This is a genomic window from Bacillus cereus (assembly GCF_025917685.1).
Taxonomy (GTDB): domain Bacteria; phylum Bacillota; class Bacilli; order Bacillales; family Bacillaceae_G; genus Bacillus_A; species Bacillus_A cereus_AT.
Window position 1 is genome coordinate 966303 of the sequence record NZ_CP089518.1, and the last position, 18383, is coordinate 984685.

Sequence of the window (18383 nt, forward strand, 5' to 3'; positions counted from 1 at the left end):
TAAACCATGCCACTAACAAAAAACACTAATACTAAAAACAAAACAATTAAAGCAAGTATTCCATTTTGATTATGTTCCATAAAATTAGCTCCTTTTAGAATTATTTTTATATACAAAAAAGCCTTTAGTTGTAATTATGGCTAAAGGCTTTGAGCATTATACTTTTAGTTTATGAAATCTTATATATAAAATAACCTGTATTTTATATAGAGAAAAATTTATAATGTTTTTTTATCAAATTTGAAACTGAAAATGTACTAGCTTGATAATGAAGCCTGGCTATTAGAATTGAAAAATTTTAGTTTTATTATAATTAATAGAAATGAAAGTAGTGTGAATATAAATCCGCTCCAAATAAGCTGGTGAATACCTAAGTTTGAAATGAACCAGCCTCCAATAGTTGTTCCTAAAGTAATTCCGAGATTTGAGAACGAAACGAATAGACTATTACCAAATTCAGGTGCTTCTTTTGCTTCGCTTATTAACCATGTTTGGCCAACAATTAATCCACCAGCATGTACGATTCCCCAAACGAATACTATAAAAATCATTGGAACAAGGTAGGAACCTAAATAATAAACCAATATGTAAACAACAGAATATAGAATAGGGAATGATATTACGGTGTTTATTATGCTTTTTTGCAGGAGACTACCAAATAAATGATTGCCTAAAATCATAACTACACCAAATATGAATAGCATGATACTGATGAGAGATCCGTTCATGGAAGTTACTTTTGCAAGGTATTCAGCGAAGTAGCTGTATACGGAAAACATGGCTGCAAAAAGGAATGTGACGGTTAAAATATTTAACCATAATCCTGGTTTGCCGAGTATACGAATTTGTTTGCCGAAAGACATTTTTTCTGTAACAGGCATAGAAGGAAGTAGGATTAGTATTCCAATGAATGCAAGAGTGTTAACAAGCGCTCCGAATAAGAAAGCAATTTCGAGTGAAAATTGGTCTGCAAGGTAAGAGGTTAGTGGTACACCTAAAGCAAAGCCAACAGTAATTCCCATAAAAACTTTTGTAACCGCTTGACCGCTCTTTTCTGGAGGGACAAGTTTAGCAGCTGTTACAAGAGCGATTGAAAAGAAGAGTGGATGAAGTGCTGCCGGTAAAATACGAAAAATAAGCATGATTTCAAATTGTGTTGTATAAGCGTAGATTATATTTGAAATAACGAATGTGAAAATTGCTGTTAATAAAATTATTTTGCGATTAATACTAGAGACGAGCAGAATTAGAAACGGACCAGAAATAGCAACAACTAGTGCAAATATACTTACTAAAAATCCAGCTTGTGTAGTTGAAATTCCGAATTTTTGAGTGATTTGTGGTAATACGCCGACAATACCCATCTCGGTAGTAATAATTCCGAACACACCTATTGCCAGTGTCAGAATAAGTAAAGGATTTACTTTTTTCATTTATAAAACTCTCCATTCGTATCAGTATTTTGAAAGTAAATTCATTAAAAAATAAGCATTATTATAAGCATGATTGGATGCTAATATTATTAGGGGTATGTAATTCGAAATACAATAACAGATATCTAAATAACTAGATATGATATATTAAAAAATTTTCTCCTTTCTATGTTTCTTGCTTTTATAGGTAGTGTAATTTTATAAAAGGTAATTGGATACCTGTAAAAAGCAGAATGTGTGAAAGCTAATAATCAATTGATTATTAGCTTTCATTTTATAATTCGTTTTGAACGTATTCAGAAAACTCTCGGATTGTTTTTTCATTTCGACGATAGTATGTCCATTTTCCGATTCGGTCAGAGTCTAGTAAGCCTGCTTTTTTCATAGTTAATAAATAACTAGAAATAACCGATTGGGCTAAGCCAGTTTTAAGCTGGATATCTCCTACACATACTCCAACTTGAAAGCTAAGATCTTGCTCTAGATAAGGCTTTTCATCGAAATGGTTTTCTGGATTTTTCAACCATGATAAAATTTGACATCTTGTTTCATTTGACAATGCTTTATAAATTAATAAAGGTTCCATAAGGATATTATATCTACTTTTATAGATTTGTAAATGGGTTTTGGTGATTTTAAGGGAAGGAGGTATATGTAGATTCTTTTAAATGTGAATGAGGTACTCTAGTAATAGGGCTTTTTTGGGTATGTGAATTTATAAAAGGTTGCACTGTAATATAGCTTGAGAATATGATTGTCTAAAGAATAGGTGATGAATACATGCAGGAAACAAAACAGTTTAAGCGAGCATTCTATTCTTACTATGTTTTATTTTTTTATATAGAAAATAGCCTTCAGTCGTAATAATGGCTAAAGGCTTGGGTTCTCATACTTTTTAATTTATAAAGAAAAGACACCCATATAAGAGTGTCTTTTCCGATAGTTTGTTTAGCAGAAGCAAGAAGCTCCAACTATGATTAATAAAATAAACAATACAACTAATAAAGCAAAGCCGCCAGAAAATCCACAGCCGCCACAACTACCACCAAATCCCATAATAGTTCCTCCTTTAATAAGAGGGGAAAACAAGGGGTCACTCATGTATTTTAACGGATTCAATTTACTTTATGTTTTTTACGCAATAATTGAGCAGGTCCTTTTGAAAATAAAGAAAAGACACCTTAAGGTGCCTTCCTACAACTTGATAACCGTATTTCGAAACTAGTGGATAAATTGCAAATAGTATTTATGCTTCGATTTATTTACAGATACCTAAGATTTATACATCCTTCATATAAGGCAGTATTTTTGATTACTAAACGTTAAATCGTCATAATTTTTCGTTTATTGTTACCAACTACTCGCTCCAACATCCGTCTTCAACCACGTCACCCAATCAGAATCCTCTATCTTAAGCAAACTGAGCGAAACACCCTTCATATCTAAAGAGGTTAGCAGTGTACCGACTTTTACGAACTTCACATGTAAGCCTTCCAGCTCACATAAACGGCGGATGTCGTTTGCGAAAATGTATTGTTCCATTAATGGTGTCGCACCGAGTCCGTTAATGAGGATGGCGAAGTTGTCACCTTTTCTCCAGCGATAAATGCTTTTCAGTTTATTCATTAGTTCGATCGCTAATATTTCAGAAGAGGATAGTGCTTCTTTGCGGTAACCTTTTTCGCCATGAATGCCGACGCCGTAAAACACTTCATCGTCGTTCAATGTGAAGGAAGCTTTTCCTTGCATGGGATCATTGGCAGGTGAAAGGGCGACTCCTAATGTATGTAAGTTTCGGATGACAGAACGGCCAAGTGTTGTTAATTCTTCTAAAGAATGTCCGTGGGGAGCGGCCGCGCCTACTATTTTTTGAACGAAAACAGTGCCCGCTACGCCGCGTCTTCTTTTATTAAAAGAAGCATCATCTTCAATTGAAACGTCATCATTTACGATGATGTGGTCAATTTTTCTTCCTTCTTCTTTTGCGACTTGTTCTGCAGCTAGAAAGTTTGCTACGTCATCTTTAAAGTTTTTAATGATGAATAATATACTTTTATCTTTTGGCATGAGGCGAGTTGCCGCCACAATTTGCTCCACTGTAGGCGGGGTGAAAATACTTCCGTTTACTGCTGCCGTAAGCATTCCTTTTCCTACATAACCAATGTCAGCAGGTTCATGTCCGCTACCACCGCCGCTTATAATGACAACGTTTTGCTTCATTTTTTCGATATCTTTTACATAAATGATGTTATGTGTTTCGTCGTAATTTACTTTGTCGTTATGTTCAAAATAAAAGCCATGCAGCATATCTTGAACAATATTTTCTACATCATTCATAATCTTTTTCATTGCTTTTTCCACCCTTTAATTACTTTGCTGATTGCTCCAGTAATAGTAGTAATTGATTGTTTATCATATTTTTCATGAGAGAAGACATAATAGCCGGATCTACTTCGCATTTGCTTTCAATCCAATCTTTTATCGTTCCAACGAAGCCGTGACTATAAAAGGAGGCAATCGTATTTTTTGTCTCATCAGAAAGGCTGAATCCACAGCTCATAGATAGTTCATCAATAATTTTCATATATAAGTTTTTCGTATGCTCAAATAAATAGTGATTAAACGAGTTTTGCTCAATGACTTTAAATGCATTTCGGTAAAATTTTTGATTTTCGTAAAAGTAATCAAATAATAAATCAAAAATATTTTCCCATGTTTCATAGTCGAGAAAGTCGATGATATTTTCTTTCGTTTCTTCTCTATAAATCCAGCTTAATAGTTCGAATTTATCTTTAAAATGATAATAAAAAGTTTGCCTACGCATTTGACAGTGTAACATAATATCGCTCACTGATATTTTATGAAACGACTCTGTTTCCATTAAATGTTTCAACGAGTTCGCGATTATCTTTTTAGAAATTATAGAAGAGGTCATCTGAATCATCCCTAGAATGTTAGTAATATAAAAATCCTATTCAAAAATGAGAGCGGTGTCTTTAGACAGATTGTCCATTTTGTCCGTTTACTATAAAACGCTTTCATTTTAACATGAGTAGTAAGAAGAAGATTTCAAATATATCACAATATATTAAAGGAATTGAGGGAGAATCACAATGAAAAAGATTATAAACAAACCAGAAACATTAGTAATGGAAATGTGTAACGGAATGGTTATGGCTCATCCAGAGCTTGAGTTTTTGAAAAAATATAAAGTTATTAAGAAGAAAGAAATGAACGAAAATAAAGTAACGTTAATTAGTGGCGGCGGTAGTGGTCATGAGCCAGCGCATGCGGGATTAGTCGGAAAAGGAATGTTAGATGCGGCAGTGTGCGGAGATGTGTTTGCTTCGCCTTCACAAATTCAGGTATATCAAGCGATTAAAGAGACAGCTAGTAAAAAAGGTACGTTATTAATTATTAAAAATTACAGCGGCGATATTATGAATTTCAAAAACGGAGCGCATTTAGCGACTGAAGATGGAATTGAAGTAGACTACGTAAAAGTGGACGATGATATTGCGGTAGAGGATAGTTTGTATACAGTAGGACGCCGCGGCGTTGCGGGAGTTATTTTAGTGCATAAAATTGCCGGTGCAGCAGCGGAAGCAGGTATGGATTTAGGGGCGGTGAAAGCTGTAGCAGAAAAAGCAGCGGCTAACGTGCGCACAATTGGTTTAGCGTTAACTTCTTGTACAGTTCCAGCAAGTGGATCACCTACTTTCACACTTGATGAAGATGAAATGGAATACGGCGTAGGTATTCACGGCGAACCAGGAATTAAACGTGAAAAAATGATGTCAGCTGATGAATTAGCGAACCGTATGACAAATGATTTAATAAAAGATTTAGGAGTAAAAGATGGCGAAGAAATTGCGGTTCTAGTAAATGGCTTTGGCGGAACACCACTGCAAGAACTTTACCTATTTAACAACGCAGTTACGAGAGAATTAGCTGCTAGAAACATTAAAATCAATAGAGTATTCGTCGGCAACTATATGACGAGTATCGATATGGCTGGTATGTCTTTAACAGTGATGAAATTAGATGACGAGCTAAAAACGTTATTATCGGAAGAGTGTAATACACCTGCGTTTAAAGTAGACGGACCAGTTGAAAGTGTAGAGTACGTGAATGCGCTTGAAGATGTAGAAGAGAAGGAAGTTTCATTTGAACTAGAAACAGCGGAAGAGCACGCTGTTATGAAAAATAATGTCATTACATTAAACAACATGATTTATCTCGTTGATAAAATGAGCGACGTTATTATTAAAAATGAAGTACCGTTCTGTGAGTTAGATACACATGCAGGTGACGGTGACTTCGGAATGAGTGTGGCAAAAGGATTTAAACAATTAAAACGTGAGTGGCATTCTATTGTAGAACAAGAAAATGTAACAATCGGATCATTCCTTGACGGCTGTTCGATGATTATTATGGAACATTGCGGCGGAGCTTCTGGTCCAATTTGGGGTGGTGCATTCCGCGCAGCTAGTAAAGAAGCAGGAGAAAAACGTGAGCTAACAGTAAAAGAGTTCGCTGAAATGTTGCAAGCAGCACTTCAAGGCATACAATCTATCGGTGAAAGATCATTCGGTAGAGGAGCGGTAGTTGGTGATAAAACGCTTGTTGATGCACTTGCTCCATGTGTAGACTCTTGGTTAGACAGTGCTTCAAACGAAGAAGACATGAAAACTGCCTTTGCAAAAGGAGCAGAAGCAGCCGTTAAAGGCGCAGAGTATACGAAAGAAATCGTAGCTCGCATGGGCCGCGCCGGTACAGTTGGTGAAAGAAGTTTAGGATATCCAGATGCAGGTGCGCATGCGCTTGGGGTTATCTTTACGGAGATTGCGGGTAGTTTGAAATAGGAATGAGAAAGTCCCCTCTGCCTTAAGGTGGAGGGGATCTTCTAATATAGTTGAATGATATATTAATGTGGTTTAGAAGCAAATCAATTACTTTAGTTGCAAATAATTTCGGTGCAGAGTTTAAGGTTAAATGGGCTGAAGTTAATAAGTAGTCTGCTATATGTTGTTTAAGAAAGGGCACTCCATTGAGGGAGTGCCCTTTTCGTAATTCATGATATAGAATCTCTTTATATTACCAGGAGTCACCGTGACTGGATTGCATGTACATAATTGTACTAGATTTAGTCGAATCAACTTGTTCCTTGGATTCTGATTGTGAAGGGAATGCTAATCCTATAGATAAAGCAGCTGAAAGGGTTAAACCTAAAATCGTTCCGAAAATTTTCTTCATTATTTTAACGCTCCTTTTTCGAAAGTTTTTTCTTTAGCTTGATGACTAATATAAAAGTATTTACTAGCTTTTACAGTGTCTCTTTCTTCGTAAAACTTGATTGCTAATTTTTCAGTGTATTCTTGTGTGTAATTAAATAGTTGTTGCTTATCAAAAAATGAGATAGCTTCCCAAGATAATTCTTCGAGAATAGCAGCTGGAACACCTTTATTCATACAATCTAAAATTTTGAAATGATATAGGTATTCTTTATTGTCTAATTGCTCACAAATCGCCAATCCTCGTTCGATCAACTCGGCCGATTGATTAACTTCACCGAGTTTGAAATGTTCTCTAGCTTCAAGGAAAAGGGCTTTAAAATGCTCCGGAGTTTTAGTTGTTACTTCTGATAAGTGTCGGATTGCTAAAGTGGATAAGTTTTGGCTACTATATAAAAACCCTAAATTATTGCGGACTCTTAATATTAGGGAATCCTCATTATTTTTACGTAAAATATCTATTGCAGAATTAAATTTTTCTTCTGCCACAGGGAATTGTCTTATATCAATACATGCTAAACCGTATAAGTTCTCACAAGCGGCAACATTATTTTCATAACCATTATGTTTAGAGAAAATCTCTTTAGCTTTAGTCACATGTTGAATTGCTAATAGAGGTTGATAGGTATGAAGATAGAAGTTAGCAAAACGATAGCTAAACTCGGCTATTTCAAGATCGTCATGAATATGTTGTAATAGCGTTTCGGCTTTTTCGTAGTATTCCCAGGCTTCATTGTTGTTTGAAATTAGTGTGGCGTGAATCCCTTTGAAAAAGTGATAATAATAAGACAACGATTCATTTTTTGGTATATTCAGTGAATCAATTGCCTGGAAGCTTGTTGGTGTGATGCTTAAATGATTAAGCAGAACTTTAAAGCGAAAAGTAAGAAGTGAGTAATGGAATAGTAAATTTGAATCTTCATTAATGCTATTTATGTATTTATCAATCTCGTCTTTTAAGTGTTGTGCTTCCTTTAGGTGTTGGGCACGTATCTCTTGATACCAATTATTTAAAAGTTGTGTGATCATATCTCTTGTTTTTAGGTGACTTACCATAATTCTCCCCACTTTCTACTATGTTTATTTGTATATTGGTATGTATATACTAGCAAGAAATTAAGTGTGATAGAGTAATATATTGAAAGAAAAAAACTTTTTCAATAATTTTCTGATAATTTAAAAGGTAATTAGAATATAAATAGAAAAGGAATTCAATCGGATTCCTTAGGTGGTGATCATTTATTTATTGCCAAAAAATAAGTGAATCGAGTAAGTATGACTATTGCACTTAAAATAAATAACAGCTTTTTTGTAAAGTGAATCTGCATAAACTGATTCAGAATCTTATAAGAATCCATATGGAAAGTATTCATTCAAATAACAAACAGCCCGAGTTCCAATGAGGAACTTGGGCTGTTTGTTATTTCCTTTCCCAGCACTACTCTATCGCCATCAAAACAAAAGAACGAGTGATCCCACTTTATGGTTATGTGCAAAACATAAACTAGTAGAAGTTTTGTATTTTGTTATCCTACGCATCCCACCCTGCACAAAAAAATATTTCTCAACATTTTATCTATTGAAAAACATTGAATATTCTTATTATAAAGAATATTATGTTGCTATCGGCAAAAAGAAGACACTGGGGAGGAAATGCATTGAAAAAGAATAAGAAATTAAAACCGTTATCAGTTTTAGCAACAGCGGCAGTACTAAGTAGTAGTTTTGTTTTTGGAAGTCATGCAGCGTATGCTGATACGCCATCATCTCTACCAATAGATGAGCATTTAATACCGGAGGAGCGTTTGGCAGAAGCGCTAAAACAACGGGGCGTAATTGATCAATCTGCATCACAAGCTGAGACGTCAAAAGCTGTTGAGAAATATGTTGAGAAAAAGAAAGGGGAAAACCCTGGTAAAGAAATCTTGACAGGAGATAGTCTTACGCAAGAAGCTTCTGATTTTATGAAAAAAGTAAAAGATTCAAAGATGAAGGAAAATGAACAGGCGCAGCAGCCCGCAGTAGGCCCAGTAGCTGGACAAGATGCAGCATTGAATTCTAGTAAATTAAATGGAAAAGTACCTACTGCACCAGCGAAGCAAGCTGAGTACAATGGAGCTGTTCGAAAAGATAAAGTGCTTGTTTTACTTGTAGAATTTAGCGATTTTAAGCATAACAATATTGATCAAGAGCCAGGATACATGTATTCTAAGGACTTCAATCGTGAACATTATCAAAAAATGTTATTTGGTGATGAACCATTTACTCTATTTGATGGATCGAAGATTAATACATTTAAACAATATTATGAAGAACAATCTGGCGGGAGCTACACAGTTGATGGTACTGTAACGGAATGGCTTACTGTTCCAGGAAAAGCTTCAGATTATGGTGCGGATGCAGGTACTGGACATGATAACAAAGGTCCTTTAGGGCCACGTGATCTTGTGAAAGAAGCACTAAAAGCAGCGGTAGCAAAAGGAATCAATTTAGCAGACTTTGATCAATTTGATCAATACGATCAAAATGGTGATGGAAATAAAAACGAGCCAGATGGTATTATTGATCATTTAATGGTTGTACATGCTGGCGTGGGTCAAGAAGCTGGCGGCGGTAAGTTGAAAGATGATGCGATTTGGTCTCATCGTTCAAAACTTGGATCAAAACCATATGCGATTGATGGCACAAAATCTTCTGTTTCAAATTGGGGCGGAAAAATGGCTGCATACGACTATACAATCGAGCCTGAAGATGGAGCGGTTGGTGTGTTTGCGCATGAGTATGGTCATGATTTAGGATTACCAGATGAATACGATACGAAGTACTCAGGACAAGGTGAACCTGTTGAGTCATGGTCTATTATGAGCGGCGGTAGCTGGGCTGGAAAAATTGCAGGAACAGAGCCAACAAGTTTCTCACCACAAAATAAAGAGTTTTTCCAAAAGAATATGAATGGTAACTGGGCGAATATCGTTGAGGTAGATTATGATAAACTTCGTACGGGAATTGGTGCTGCAACATATTTAGATCAAAGTGTTACAAAATCAAAACGACCAGGAATCGTTCGTGTTAACTTGCCGGACAAAGATATAAAAAATATCGAATCCGCATTTGGTAAGAAGTTTTATTACAGTACAAAAGGAAATGACATTCATACAACACTTGAAACACCAGTATTTGACTTAACAAATGCAACGAATGCTAAGTTCGATTATAAGACATTCTACGAACTTGAAGCGAAGTATGATTTCCTTGACGTAAATGCGATTACAGAAGATGGAACGAAGACACGTATTGATAGAATTGGCGAAAAAGATGTAAAAGGCGGTATGGATACAACTGATGGTAAGTGGGTTGATAAATCATACGATTTAAGCAAATTCAAAGGGAAAAAAGTAAAACTGCAATTTGAATATTTAACAGATATTGCAGTAGCTTATAAAGGATTTGCGTTAGATAATGCGGCATTAACTGTAGATGGAAAAGTTGTTTTCTCAGATGATGCAGAAGGTCAGCCAGCAATGACGTTAAAAGGATTTACTGTATCTAACGGATTTGAACAGAAAAAAAATAACTACTATGTAGAGTGGAGAAATTACGCTGGTTCTGACACGGCGTTACAACATGCGCGTGGTCCAGTGTTTAATACAGGAATGGTTGTATGGTATGCGGATCAAAGCTTTACAGATAACTGGGTAGGCGTTCATCCAGGTGAAGGATTCTTAGGAGTAGTAGATTCTCATCCAGAGGCAATTGTAGGGACATTAAACGGACAACCGACTGTGAAGAGCAGTACGCGTTATCAAATTGCCGATGCGGCATTCTCATTTGATAAAACGCCAGCATGGAGAGTAGACTCGCCAACTCGCGGTATCTTTGACTATAAAGGATTACCAGGCGTTGCAAAATTTGATGATTCTAAGCAGTACATCAACAGCGCGATTCCAGATGCAGGACGTAAGTTGCCGAAACTAGGATTGAAGTTTGAAGTAGTAGGTCAAGCTGAAGACAAATCTGCAGGTGCAGTTTGGATTCATCGATAGAATAAAGTGAAACTAAGAGGAGCTGCCTCATAAGTCGGTGAAACTGACCTATGGGCAGCTCTCTTCTTATTGTAGAAAGAGGCAGTCTAGGAACCAGTTCATTGGAAAGCGATTCTTTGAAAGCGCAAGAGACTATCGTAAAAAATATATAGACTATCAAATATAGAAGTGGAATCAAAACTCTATACTTTCGGAATTTTTTACGCAGGCAAACCATTGACCTATTATCTCGTTATGATGCTTAATAATTTGAGACGCCGATAATATTGTAGAATTATATGTACTATGCCCGTTCTTTACAAGAGTAACGTCATATCCTAAGCTGTATGCACGCCGGCATGTTGCATCTATACAAATTTCAGATTGAATTCCTGCTATAACAACTCGTTTTATATTTCTCATTTCTAGCTCTTGTTGCAGACTCGTTTTATGAAAAGAATCCGGATGATTCTTTTCAAGAACGACATCTCCTGTTGCTGGAGCAATTGATTTATGAATTTCCCATCCAGGTGTCCCTTGACTAAGTAAGGAACCAGACTTCCCGTTAAACTTCATATAAAAAATAGGGGCTGAAGCAGAACGGGCTTTAGAAATCAATAATTGAATAACTCTTAATAATTCCGTTCTATTATATAGGACTTTTTTCTCTTCAAATGAACCTACCTGTACATCAATAATAAGGAATGCTGTACAGCTTTTCATCATAAATACCCTCCTAATACTTAGTCCAAAAATACAAAAGTGAAATATATGCAAACTACAATGCTATGCGTATTTAATGTATCCAAAAGTTCTAAAGAATATTGCATGGAGGTATGAAGTGGATGCAAATAATTACACTTAGTAACAACTGTTTTAAATAAAGGACATGAAATTTGCAATCATATAATGAATTATGTTAAAAGGTATGCTCTCAAGATTCTATTGCGATTTTAATGGGGATAGCATTGTACATTTTAGCGAAATAAAAGCTCGAAAAGCGATATGTATAGTAACAATGTTACATTAGTATTTTTCTTTTTATTTATCCCGCTATTTGTGGGCAGTAAAACTGCCACCTCAAAATTCAGGTGGAGCAAAGAAGTTAGGTGAGAGTCGGACTGCCCGTAACCCCCAACTGATTAAAGTTTCACTTTATATATTCGCAACATAATATTAGTACGAATTACTATAGTAATATGAGTTTTTGCATATTTTTAAATTTAATATATCCTCCGAAAAGTTTTAATTGTATAATGTGTTTTGTCATATTCTTTTAGATTTTTCGACAAAAAATAACAAAAATAGAAGACGTATTGGGAGAATGCATTATGTACATAAAAATATTAAAATCAATTACATCATTATCGCTTATTGGTGGTGCTTTATTATATACAAATGGCAGTGATGTGAAAGCTGCTGAAGCGGGCGTTTTTTCTGATGTACCAACATCGCACTGGTCTTATCCGGCGATTAAAGATTTAGCGGGTAAAAATATTATTTCAGGCTATGGAAATGGAAAGTTTGGTTTTGGTGATGTTGCGACGAGGGAGCAAGTTGCAGCTTTAATTTATCGAGTGTTAGTACCGAATAAGCAAGGTGGTACGTTTAGTAATGATGGTGCCCGTTATGTATTAAAAGATGGGTCTACTTTAAATAATCCGTATCGTGATATTCGCTCAGGTTCTACAATGTTTCCGGAAGAGGTTTTAACGTTAACGAAATTGGGGATTTTTAAAGGTGATGGAAATGGCGGTTTTAGACCGAAAGATTCTGTTAGCCGCGCAGAAATGGCGCAAATTATTAAAAACGCGTTCCAAGTTTCAGCTAAACAAAAACATACATTTAATGATGTTCCAAATGGATTTTGGGCAGAAAACGCGATTAGTGCGGTGCAGTCAAACGGGATTGCATCTGGTACGGGAGACGGGAAATTTGAACCAGCTAAAATGGTAACGCGTGAACAGTATGCACAGTTTTTATATAATGCATTGAAATATAAAAAGCCTGAGGTTGCGGTGCAAGATACAGAAGATGCGGCATTATTAACAGCATTCAAAAATGAAGTGCAAACACGTATTAATACGTACGAAACGAACATTACACTTCCATATAAAACAAAAAATAGTAATACAGAAGAAGTGATGAATACACTTTTTAAAGCGTATAAAGAAGTCGCAAGTAAAAATGAGTATACAGATTATAATAGATCGAATGTTTCCTATTCACTGTCTGGATCACCTGGAAATTACACATTTTCGTTAAAGATTACATATCGTGAAACGAAAGAACAAACAGAGTATGTCATGAAACAAGCGAAAGCGATTGTTTCATCTATTATTCAAGCAGGAATGGATGATCACGAAAAAGTGAAGGCGATTCATGATTACGTAGTAAAACATGTTTCTTATGACACATCTTATAAAGCTTATACAGCATATGAAGCACTCGTAAATCATTCTGCTGTTTGCCAAGGTTACACACTATTAACCTATCAATTATTAAAAGAAGCTGGAATTGAGAATCATTTTGTAGTAGGAACTGGAGACGGTCAGCCTCATGCTTGGAATTTAGTGAAAATCGATAACAAATGGTACCACCTCGATACAACATTTGATGATCCCGTGCCAGATGTACAAGGCCGCGTAACGTATTCATATTTCAACTTATCAGATGAGCAAATTGCAAGAAATCACGTGTGGAACCGAGGGGACTATCCGCAAGCTACTACAAATTATTATGATACACTGACGAGTAAAATTGTAGGGAGAAACTCTAAATCAGCTGTGTACCAACAAATTTTGAAAGATACAAAGTTAAATTATTTAGGAAATGAATACATCGCAAATAGCTATAATGAATTAAAAAATAAAATGCAGCAGCGCTATAGTGCAAAGCCAGAGAAAATTGAGGTTCTTTATAAGCAATCAATGGACGGTTCACTGCAAGATGTGAGAAAAGTGATTGGAGAAATCGGTTATCCAAAAGGATCAAACCGTGTTTCTTATAAAGCGGAGCCGTATAATGCAAAAGAAGGGTATTCTTTGGTGACGATTACGTTTATGTATTAAGAATGAGAAAAAGCATCTGTTTTAGATGCTTTTTTTATTGTATTAATTCGATAGAATATGATAGCTTTTATAATTTTATATTTTGGATGATTAATAATGAATAAAAAGAAGATTTTTACTGCATTAATAGGCATTGTAACTTTACTTGTAATGATTAATGTAGTAGGTATTTCTTTATTTGTTGGCGGCATTGGTGTAATGAATATTATGTATGTTTCTGTTAGTGAGCGCCGTAAAGAAATTGGTATTCGCCGTGCTATAGGGGCGAAAAAGAGGGTGATATTATTGCAATTTTTAGTTGAAGCGATTTTTATCACTACCCTAGGTGGGGGCTTTGGAATTGCACTAGGATATAGTCTTTCACGTTTTATAGGTATATTTTTACCTGTTCACCCCATTTTAACAGCTAATGTTTTTATTGGATCGACTCTTACATCGATGATTATAGGTATAACGTTTGGTATTATACCAGCAATTAAAGCATCTAAATTAAGCCCTATAGAAGCAATCCGTCGTTAAATTTACTAATACATATAAATTACTAGTTTTATATTTTAGCCTTAATAAAATAATGATTAATGAAGCTAAAAATGCCTATTCTCTCGAATGATTTTTGAAGAAAGAATAGCATTTTTTATTCAATAAAAGTTATAGTAGATTAAATCTAGTATAACGAATGAAGTATCGACTTTTATGCTTTTTATTTAGACTCTGGTAAATGTTAATCATTGTATAAAGATTAAGGGCCCATCTATAAAGGGTCCTCACTTCGTGAAGACTAAAAATAATACTGTTTATCCTATCATAAAATCAAGGTAAGATTTTTGGTCGGAAAATCGGTCATTTGAAATCAAATTCTCTGAAATTACATAAGTACCATATAAATTACCCTTTTGGATTTCAAAAAAACATACTTTTTTCAGAATAAGACTTCTTTTCTTCTTTATATTATCTCTCGGGATTTCTAACCACTCGGTGTAATTTTGATTTACGTCTTGCTGAATCACTTTCTTTGCCCATACTGTCTTATCGCTTTTAATTATGATAGCAATATCATTTTTATGTAAATTCCCAGGATTTATATGAGCCATAATTGGATCTGCGTACTTAGCAACAAATCCACCAATACACTCTACATTTTGCTGCTTAATGATGTCATTAATCATACATATCCCCCATAACTAATTTTCATTTTGCGTGTTCTCCATTGCTTGTATTTTATCATAGAGCATCAATTGTTTATACGGTTCTATTGCAAAAAATCTCTTGAATTTGGCCAGATATAATCCAGAGCATATTGCTACGGCTAATTTATTGGACCCAGTCTTTGTATTTGCGCAAATGCCCATAAAGATGATTCTTGCATCTATTCCCGCTACCGTCCCTATTGTACCTAAGTTTCTAAATACATTGAATTCCAATAATGAGGCATTGTATTAATCTTACATGAATATGATATACAACCGAAATTACACAACATAGCAGCTCTTCCAAATGGTGTAATAAGGAAAAAGAAGAGCTCAATGAATTTTCTCATGCAAGTTTTTGATGCTATATTCAATATACTGCATGACTTTTTTCAAAAAGGAATTTGGATAGTCCTGTTCTTTTTTTTCTTAAATGAATTAATTAATTAATTAATCATAAGATACTTTTATTGAAAGGAAAAAAATTATGTTTTCTATAGCATATTTACCTATTATTTTGTATTTATTATTAGAATTTTATAGAAGTTCACCTGTTAAAGAAGAAAAACAAAATCGTGGTTCTAGTTTTTTTATCGGAGTAGTTTTAGCCTTGATGTTCACTATTCCAGAGATTATGTATTTTTTGACAATAAATAAGATTAATTCATTACTGTTTTTTGGTGTTACTGTCGGACTCATTGGTGTATGGATAAGATTTTCTTCAATGAAAATCTTAGGGAGATTTTATAGTAGGAATGTCGGAATGCAGGGGGAACATAAGTTAATTCAAAACGGTCTATATAAATATATTCGCCATCCTGGTTATTTAGGGTCTTTTTTGACCTTTTTAGGATTTGCTATATCTTCATCTTCGTTCATTGCCATTATCATAAATATCATTTTATTTTTCTTTGCGTATTCGTATCGTATAAAAATTGAAGAGAGAATTCTTATTACACTGTTTGGTGAACAATATAAACAATATCAGTCCAAGACTTGGCGAATTATTCCGTTTCTATACTAGAGATTATAGGAGAAAGTTCAAAATTAGTTACTAAAATCATTTAGTCTTTACATTGGAGTGATACCCAAACTAATCCTAAATAACATTGTGCTAAACAAATATCAGATTTATTTAAGACTGAGTAACTTCCGCTAATGAGAATTATGTGAATACGAAAGTCCTCCAGTTAAACAATCTGGAGGACTTTTAATAATCTTTTAAATACATTGAATCCCGATAATATTACGTTATGTTAACCAAACATGTATGCAATATACAAAAGGAATTTGACTTCTTAGAATCTAATATTCTATAAGTAAATAAAAGTGAAGGGGAGTTACATATGACTATAAGACTATTGCAAGCAACTGATGCAGAGAGTTATTGGAATTTAAGGTTGGAATCTTTAAAAGAGAACCCAGAGGCATTTGCAACAACTTATGAAGAATCAATGCAACAGGTTGCTAATAATTTAGAAACAGCAGGAAGTTTTACGTTTGGAGCATTTAAGAATGATAAACTCATAGGAATAGTTACTGTATTGCAAGAAAAACGATTAAAACTACAACATAGGGGCGTTATTGTATCTATGTATGTTACACCTAGTCAACGAAATTCCGGTATAGGCCAAGCACTTTTAAAAGAAACTTTAAAAAAAGCGAAAGAATTAAACCTAGAGCAAATTACTTTAACTGTATTAACAGATAACAAACCTGCAAAGGCGTTGTATGAGTCTATGGGGTTTCAGACATTCGGCATAGAGAAAAAAGCTTTAAAATACAAGGAACAGTATTTTGATGAGGAATTTATGGTTTTGGAGTGCCCATAATGAGACGTTATGTTAACTTTGTGTGAATATAATATTCATAGTCTGCCACATACTATGTTCTGATAAAATGAAATGAAAGGAAATTACTGTAAGGGGATGGTGGCTTGAGCAGGCAAAGGTTATTTGAGCTATTCTTAGTAACGTTTGCTTTACTATTCCTTCATGTGGGCACATTTACCAATTAAAAATTGAACGATAAATTTGGCAACTTTACCTTCTTTGTTGTACTTCTCATGTTTTATATCAACGTTGCATTTATAGAACGGTATTTTGATGATATACAAAAGTGGATTCGAAATATAACATTTTTTCTTGCCCTGTTAGTAGTAATTTTAGTATCAATATGGATAGATTACTTTTAAAACCCTATTTCCGAGAACGATAATTATGTAAATAAGCTGTCCATATGGGTAGCTTATTTTATTTTTTGCTTAGCACGGAGATTTTTTCATGAAGAAAAGACACTCACATGAGTGTCTTTTCCGATAGTTTTTTAGCAGAAGCAAGCAGCTCCAACGATGATTAATAAAATAAACAATACAACTAATAAAGCAAATCCTCCAGCAAAGCCGCCGCCGCAACTACCACCAAAGCCCATAACAGTTCCTCCTTTAGATAGGAGGGGAAAAACAAAGGTTCACTCATGTGTTTTAACGGATTCAATTTACTTTATGTATTTACGCATGAATGGAGCAGGTCCTTTTTTAAAAAAGAAAAACGCCCGACTGATTATAGCTTCACTTTATACTGTCATAGTTCCATGAAATGAGCTCGTATCAAATTTGTGTTCTATATAAATTTGATGCCATATCATAAAGGATAAGACTGTCCAAATTTTACGGCTATAGTCACCTTTACCGGTGCAGTGTGCTTCTAATAGATTTAAAACATAGTTCTTATCAACTAAGTAATCAGTTTCGCTCTCTTTAATAATTGTTACAGCCCAATCATACATTTCATTTTTTAACCAATGACGAATTGGCACAGGGAAACCTAGTTTTTTACGGTTTAAAAAAATCCTTCATCATTTTAACATCTTCAATATTCAATATCACACCCTCGACTGTATCTTTCTTCTCATCTTTAGCAATCGTAATTTGCTTCTTATTATCAACCCACACAAGAAACTCTTCTTTTGAGTCATCTTTATATGTAACGGTTATAGTAGAATGCACAGATTCTCTCTTTTTTTGATCTAATGTGATTGGTTTAGAGGTACCTTTTTGAACGGCTGAAACGATAGATTTTATCATTTTTTCGTTATCTGTTTGGGATTTGGAAGTAGTATTATTTATTGTTTTGAGTATTTCAATGTCTGTAATATTTGCGGAGTTTAATTGAAATGTATTTTGTGTATGTTCTTGCTTAGTTTGTGAAGCTTTATCTGTAGCTGAGGTGCTTGTACAACCTATTAAATTGAAAGATAGAACACTTAGAGCACATATGTAAGTGATTTTTTTCATTTTATCTCCTCCTCTAATTTAATTATAACAATATTCTGTTAATTTAGGTAGTTATTGTAAGGAAAAGGTAGAATAATATTT

The 18383-nt window shown here is 34.5% G+C and carries 16 protein-coding genes and 4 pseudogenes; 8 read left to right on the forward strand and 12 right to left on the reverse strand.

Annotated elements, in window-relative coordinates:
• Positions 1 to 257: 257 nt before the first annotated feature.
• The 5 genes from LUS72_RS04925 to dhaS all read right to left on the reverse strand — a co-directional run bounded on the left by LUS72_RS04925 (position 258) and on the right by dhaS (position 4368).
• Positions 258 to 1433, reverse strand: a complete 1176-nt coding sequence (locus tag LUS72_RS04925) for an MFS transporter (protein ID WP_097829875.1) — start codon at positions 1431 to 1433, stop codon at positions 258 to 260.
• A 274-nt stretch (positions 1434 to 1707) separates the two neighbouring features.
• Positions 1708 to 2019, reverse strand: coding sequence for an ArsR/SmtB family transcription factor (locus LUS72_RS04930; RefSeq protein ID WP_097829876.1), 312 nt, complete (start codon positions 2017 to 2019; stop codon positions 1708 to 1710).
• Between the two features lie 362 nt (positions 2020 to 2381).
• Positions 2382 to 2489, reverse strand: a complete 108-nt coding sequence (locus tag LUS72_RS04935; protein ID WP_000505673.1) for a YjcZ family sporulation protein — start codon at positions 2487 to 2489, stop codon at positions 2382 to 2384.
• Positions 2490 to 2783: 294 nt separating this feature from the next.
• Positions 2784 to 3782 carry a DhaKLM operon coactivator DhaQ gene (dhaQ, locus tag LUS72_RS04940; RefSeq protein ID WP_097829877.1) on the reverse strand — a complete coding sequence of 333 codons (999 nt, stop codon included), beginning with the start codon at positions 3780 to 3782 and terminating at the stop codon, positions 2784 to 2786.
• A 19-nt stretch (positions 3783 to 3801) separates the two neighbouring features.
• Positions 3802 to 4368, reverse strand: coding sequence for a dihydroxyacetone kinase transcriptional activator DhaS (gene dhaS / locus LUS72_RS04945; protein ID WP_097829878.1), 567 nt, complete (start codon positions 4366 to 4368; stop codon positions 3802 to 3804).
• A 178-nt stretch (positions 4369 to 4546) separates the two neighbouring features.
• Here dhaS and dhaK point away from each other — a divergent pair, with 178 nt between their 5' ends.
• Complete coding sequence (dhaK, locus tag LUS72_RS04950; protein WP_097829879.1) at positions 4547 to 6298, forward strand: dihydroxyacetone kinase subunit DhaK; 1752 nt, start codon at positions 4547 to 4549, stop codon at positions 6296 to 6298.
• A 232-nt stretch (positions 6299 to 6530) separates the two neighbouring features.
• On the opposite strand, the gene LUS72_RS04955 is transcribed toward dhaK, so the two are convergent.
• Positions 6531 to 6689 (reverse strand): general stress protein, encoded by a 159-nt coding sequence (locus tag LUS72_RS04955; RefSeq protein ID WP_088077832.1) that lies wholly within the window; start codon positions 6687 to 6689, stop codon positions 6531 to 6533.
• Positions 6689 to 7783 (reverse strand): response regulator aspartate phosphatase, encoded by a 1095-nt coding sequence (locus LUS72_RS04960; protein ID WP_097829880.1) that lies wholly within the window; start codon positions 7781 to 7783, stop codon positions 6689 to 6691. Before LUS72_RS04960 ends, LUS72_RS04955 begins: the two co-directional genes overlap by 1 nt.
• A 602-nt stretch (positions 7784 to 8385) precedes the next feature.
• On the opposite strand from LUS72_RS04960, the gene LUS72_RS04965 reads away from it, so the two are divergent.
• Complete coding sequence (locus tag LUS72_RS04965; RefSeq protein WP_097829882.1) at positions 8386 to 10770, forward strand: immune inhibitor A domain-containing protein; 2385 nt, start codon at positions 8386 to 8388, stop codon at positions 10768 to 10770.
• Between the two features lie 174 nt (positions 10771 to 10944).
• On the opposite strand, the gene LUS72_RS04970 is transcribed toward LUS72_RS04965, so the two are convergent.
• On the reverse strand, positions 10945 to 11475 hold the full coding sequence (locus LUS72_RS04970) for a cysteine hydrolase family protein (protein ID WP_033730911.1): 531 nt from the start codon (positions 11473 to 11475) through the stop codon (positions 10945 to 10947).
• Between the two features lie 605 nt (positions 11476 to 12080).
• Here LUS72_RS04970 and LUS72_RS04975 point away from each other — a divergent pair.
• Both LUS72_RS04975 and LUS72_RS04980 read left to right on the forward strand, forming a co-directional pair.
• A complete protein-coding gene (locus LUS72_RS04975) occupies positions 12081 to 13820 on the forward strand; it encodes an S-layer homology domain-containing protein (protein WP_264448640.1) in 1740 nt (579 codons plus the stop codon).
• Positions 13821 to 13982: 162 nt separating this feature from the next.
• A pseudogene (locus tag LUS72_RS04980) lies at positions 13983 to 14339 on the forward strand (ABC transporter permease); the annotation flags it as partial.
• A gap of 275 nt (positions 14340 to 14614) precedes the next feature.
• Here LUS72_RS04980 and LUS72_RS04985 read toward each other — a convergent pair.
• Positions 14615 to 14986 (reverse strand): hypothetical protein, encoded by a 372-nt coding sequence (locus LUS72_RS04985; RefSeq protein WP_097829884.1) that lies wholly within the window; start codon positions 14984 to 14986, stop codon positions 14615 to 14617.
• 100 nt (positions 14987 to 15086) lie between these two features.
• Here LUS72_RS04985 and LUS72_RS04990 point away from each other — a divergent pair.
• The 4 genes and pseudogenes from LUS72_RS04990 to LUS72_RS05005 all read left to right on the forward strand — a co-directional run.
• Positions 15087 to 15224 (forward strand): annotated as a pseudogene (locus LUS72_RS04990) (alpha/beta hydrolase); the annotation flags it as partial.
• Between the two features lie 270 nt (positions 15225 to 15494).
• Positions 15495 to 16031, forward strand: a complete 537-nt coding sequence (locus LUS72_RS04995) for a methyltransferase family protein (protein ID WP_097829885.1) — start codon at positions 15495 to 15497, stop codon at positions 16029 to 16031.
• Between the two features lie 322 nt (positions 16032 to 16353).
• Positions 16354 to 16839 (forward strand): GNAT family N-acetyltransferase, encoded by a 486-nt coding sequence (locus LUS72_RS05000; RefSeq protein ID WP_097829886.1) that lies wholly within the window; start codon positions 16354 to 16356, stop codon positions 16837 to 16839.
• A gap of 104 nt (positions 16840 to 16943) precedes the next feature.
• A pseudogene (locus tag LUS72_RS05005) lies at positions 16944 to 17201 on the forward strand (DUF3963 domain-containing protein).
• A gap of 131 nt (positions 17202 to 17332) precedes the next feature.
• Here LUS72_RS05005 and LUS72_RS05010 read toward each other — a convergent pair.
• The 3 genes and pseudogenes from LUS72_RS05010 to LUS72_RS05020 form a co-directional block, all read right to left on the reverse strand.
• Positions 17333 to 17437, reverse strand: a complete 105-nt coding sequence (locus tag LUS72_RS05010; protein ID WP_000505684.1) for a YjcZ family sporulation protein — start codon at positions 17435 to 17437, stop codon at positions 17333 to 17335.
• A 144-nt stretch (positions 17438 to 17581) separates the two neighbouring features.
• Positions 17582 to 17851 (reverse strand): annotated as a pseudogene (locus LUS72_RS05015) (asparagine synthase-related protein); the annotation flags it as partial.
• Positions 17841 to 18302 carry a hypothetical protein gene (locus tag LUS72_RS05020; protein WP_264448642.1) on the reverse strand — a complete coding sequence of 154 codons (462 nt, stop codon included), beginning with the start codon at positions 18300 to 18302 and terminating at the stop codon, positions 17841 to 17843. The gene LUS72_RS05020 and the pseudogene LUS72_RS05015, both read right to left, overlap by 11 nt.
• Positions 18303 to 18383: the final 81 nt, after the last annotated feature.

What these genes read in the sequence shown, in the direction of transcription:
- LUS72_RS04925 (WP_097829875.1), bottom strand. Translation starts at nt 1,433, where the DNA reads ATGAAAAAAGTAAATCCTTTACTTATTCTGACACTGGCAATAGGTGTG.
- LUS72_RS04930 (WP_097829876.1), bottom strand. Translation starts at nt 2,019, where the DNA reads ATGGAACCTTTATTAATTTATAAAGCATTGTCAAATGAAACAAGATGT.
- LUS72_RS04935 (WP_000505673.1), bottom strand. Translation starts at nt 2,489, where the DNA reads ATGGGATTTGGTGGTAGTTGTGGCGGCTGTGGATTTTCTGGCGGCTTT.
- dhaQ (WP_097829877.1), bottom strand. Translation starts at nt 3,782, where the DNA reads ATGAAAAAGATTATGAATGATGTAGAAAATATTGTTCAAGATATGCTG.
- dhaS (WP_097829878.1), bottom strand. Translation starts at nt 4,368, where the DNA reads ATGACCTCTTCTATAATTTCTAAAAAGATAATCGCGAACTCGTTGAAA.
- dhaK (WP_097829879.1), top strand. Translation starts at nt 4,547, where the DNA reads ATGAAAAAGATTATAAACAAACCAGAAACATTAGTAATGGAAATGTGT.
- LUS72_RS04955 (WP_088077832.1), bottom strand. Translation starts at nt 6,689, where the DNA reads ATGAAGAAAATTTTCGGAACGATTTTAGGTTTAACCCTTTCAGCTGCT.
- LUS72_RS04960 (WP_097829880.1), bottom strand. Translation starts at nt 7,783, where the DNA reads ATGGTAAGTCACCTAAAAACAAGAGATATGATCACACAACTTTTAAAT.
- LUS72_RS04970 (WP_033730911.1), bottom strand. Translation starts at nt 11,475, where the DNA reads ATGATGAAAAGCTGTACAGCATTCCTTATTATTGATGTACAGGTAGGT.
- LUS72_RS04975 (WP_264448640.1), top strand. Translation starts at nt 12,081, where the DNA reads ATGTACATAAAAATATTAAAATCAATTACATCATTATCGCTTATTGGT.
- LUS72_RS04985 (WP_097829884.1), bottom strand. Translation starts at nt 14,986, where the DNA reads ATGATTAATGACATCATTAAGCAGCAAAATGTAGAGTGTATTGGTGGA.
- LUS72_RS04995 (WP_097829885.1), top strand. Translation starts at nt 15,495, where the DNA reads ATGTTTTCTATAGCATATTTACCTATTATTTTGTATTTATTATTAGAA.
- LUS72_RS05000 (WP_097829886.1), top strand. Translation starts at nt 16,354, where the DNA reads ATGACTATAAGACTATTGCAAGCAACTGATGCAGAGAGTTATTGGAAT.
- LUS72_RS05010 (WP_000505684.1), bottom strand. Translation starts at nt 17,437, where the DNA reads ATGGGCTTTGGTGGTAGTTGCGGCGGCGGCTTTGCTGGAGGATTTGCT.
- LUS72_RS05020 (WP_264448642.1), bottom strand. Translation starts at nt 18,302, where the DNA reads ATGAAAAAAATCACTTACATATGTGCTCTAAGTGTTCTATCTTTCAAT.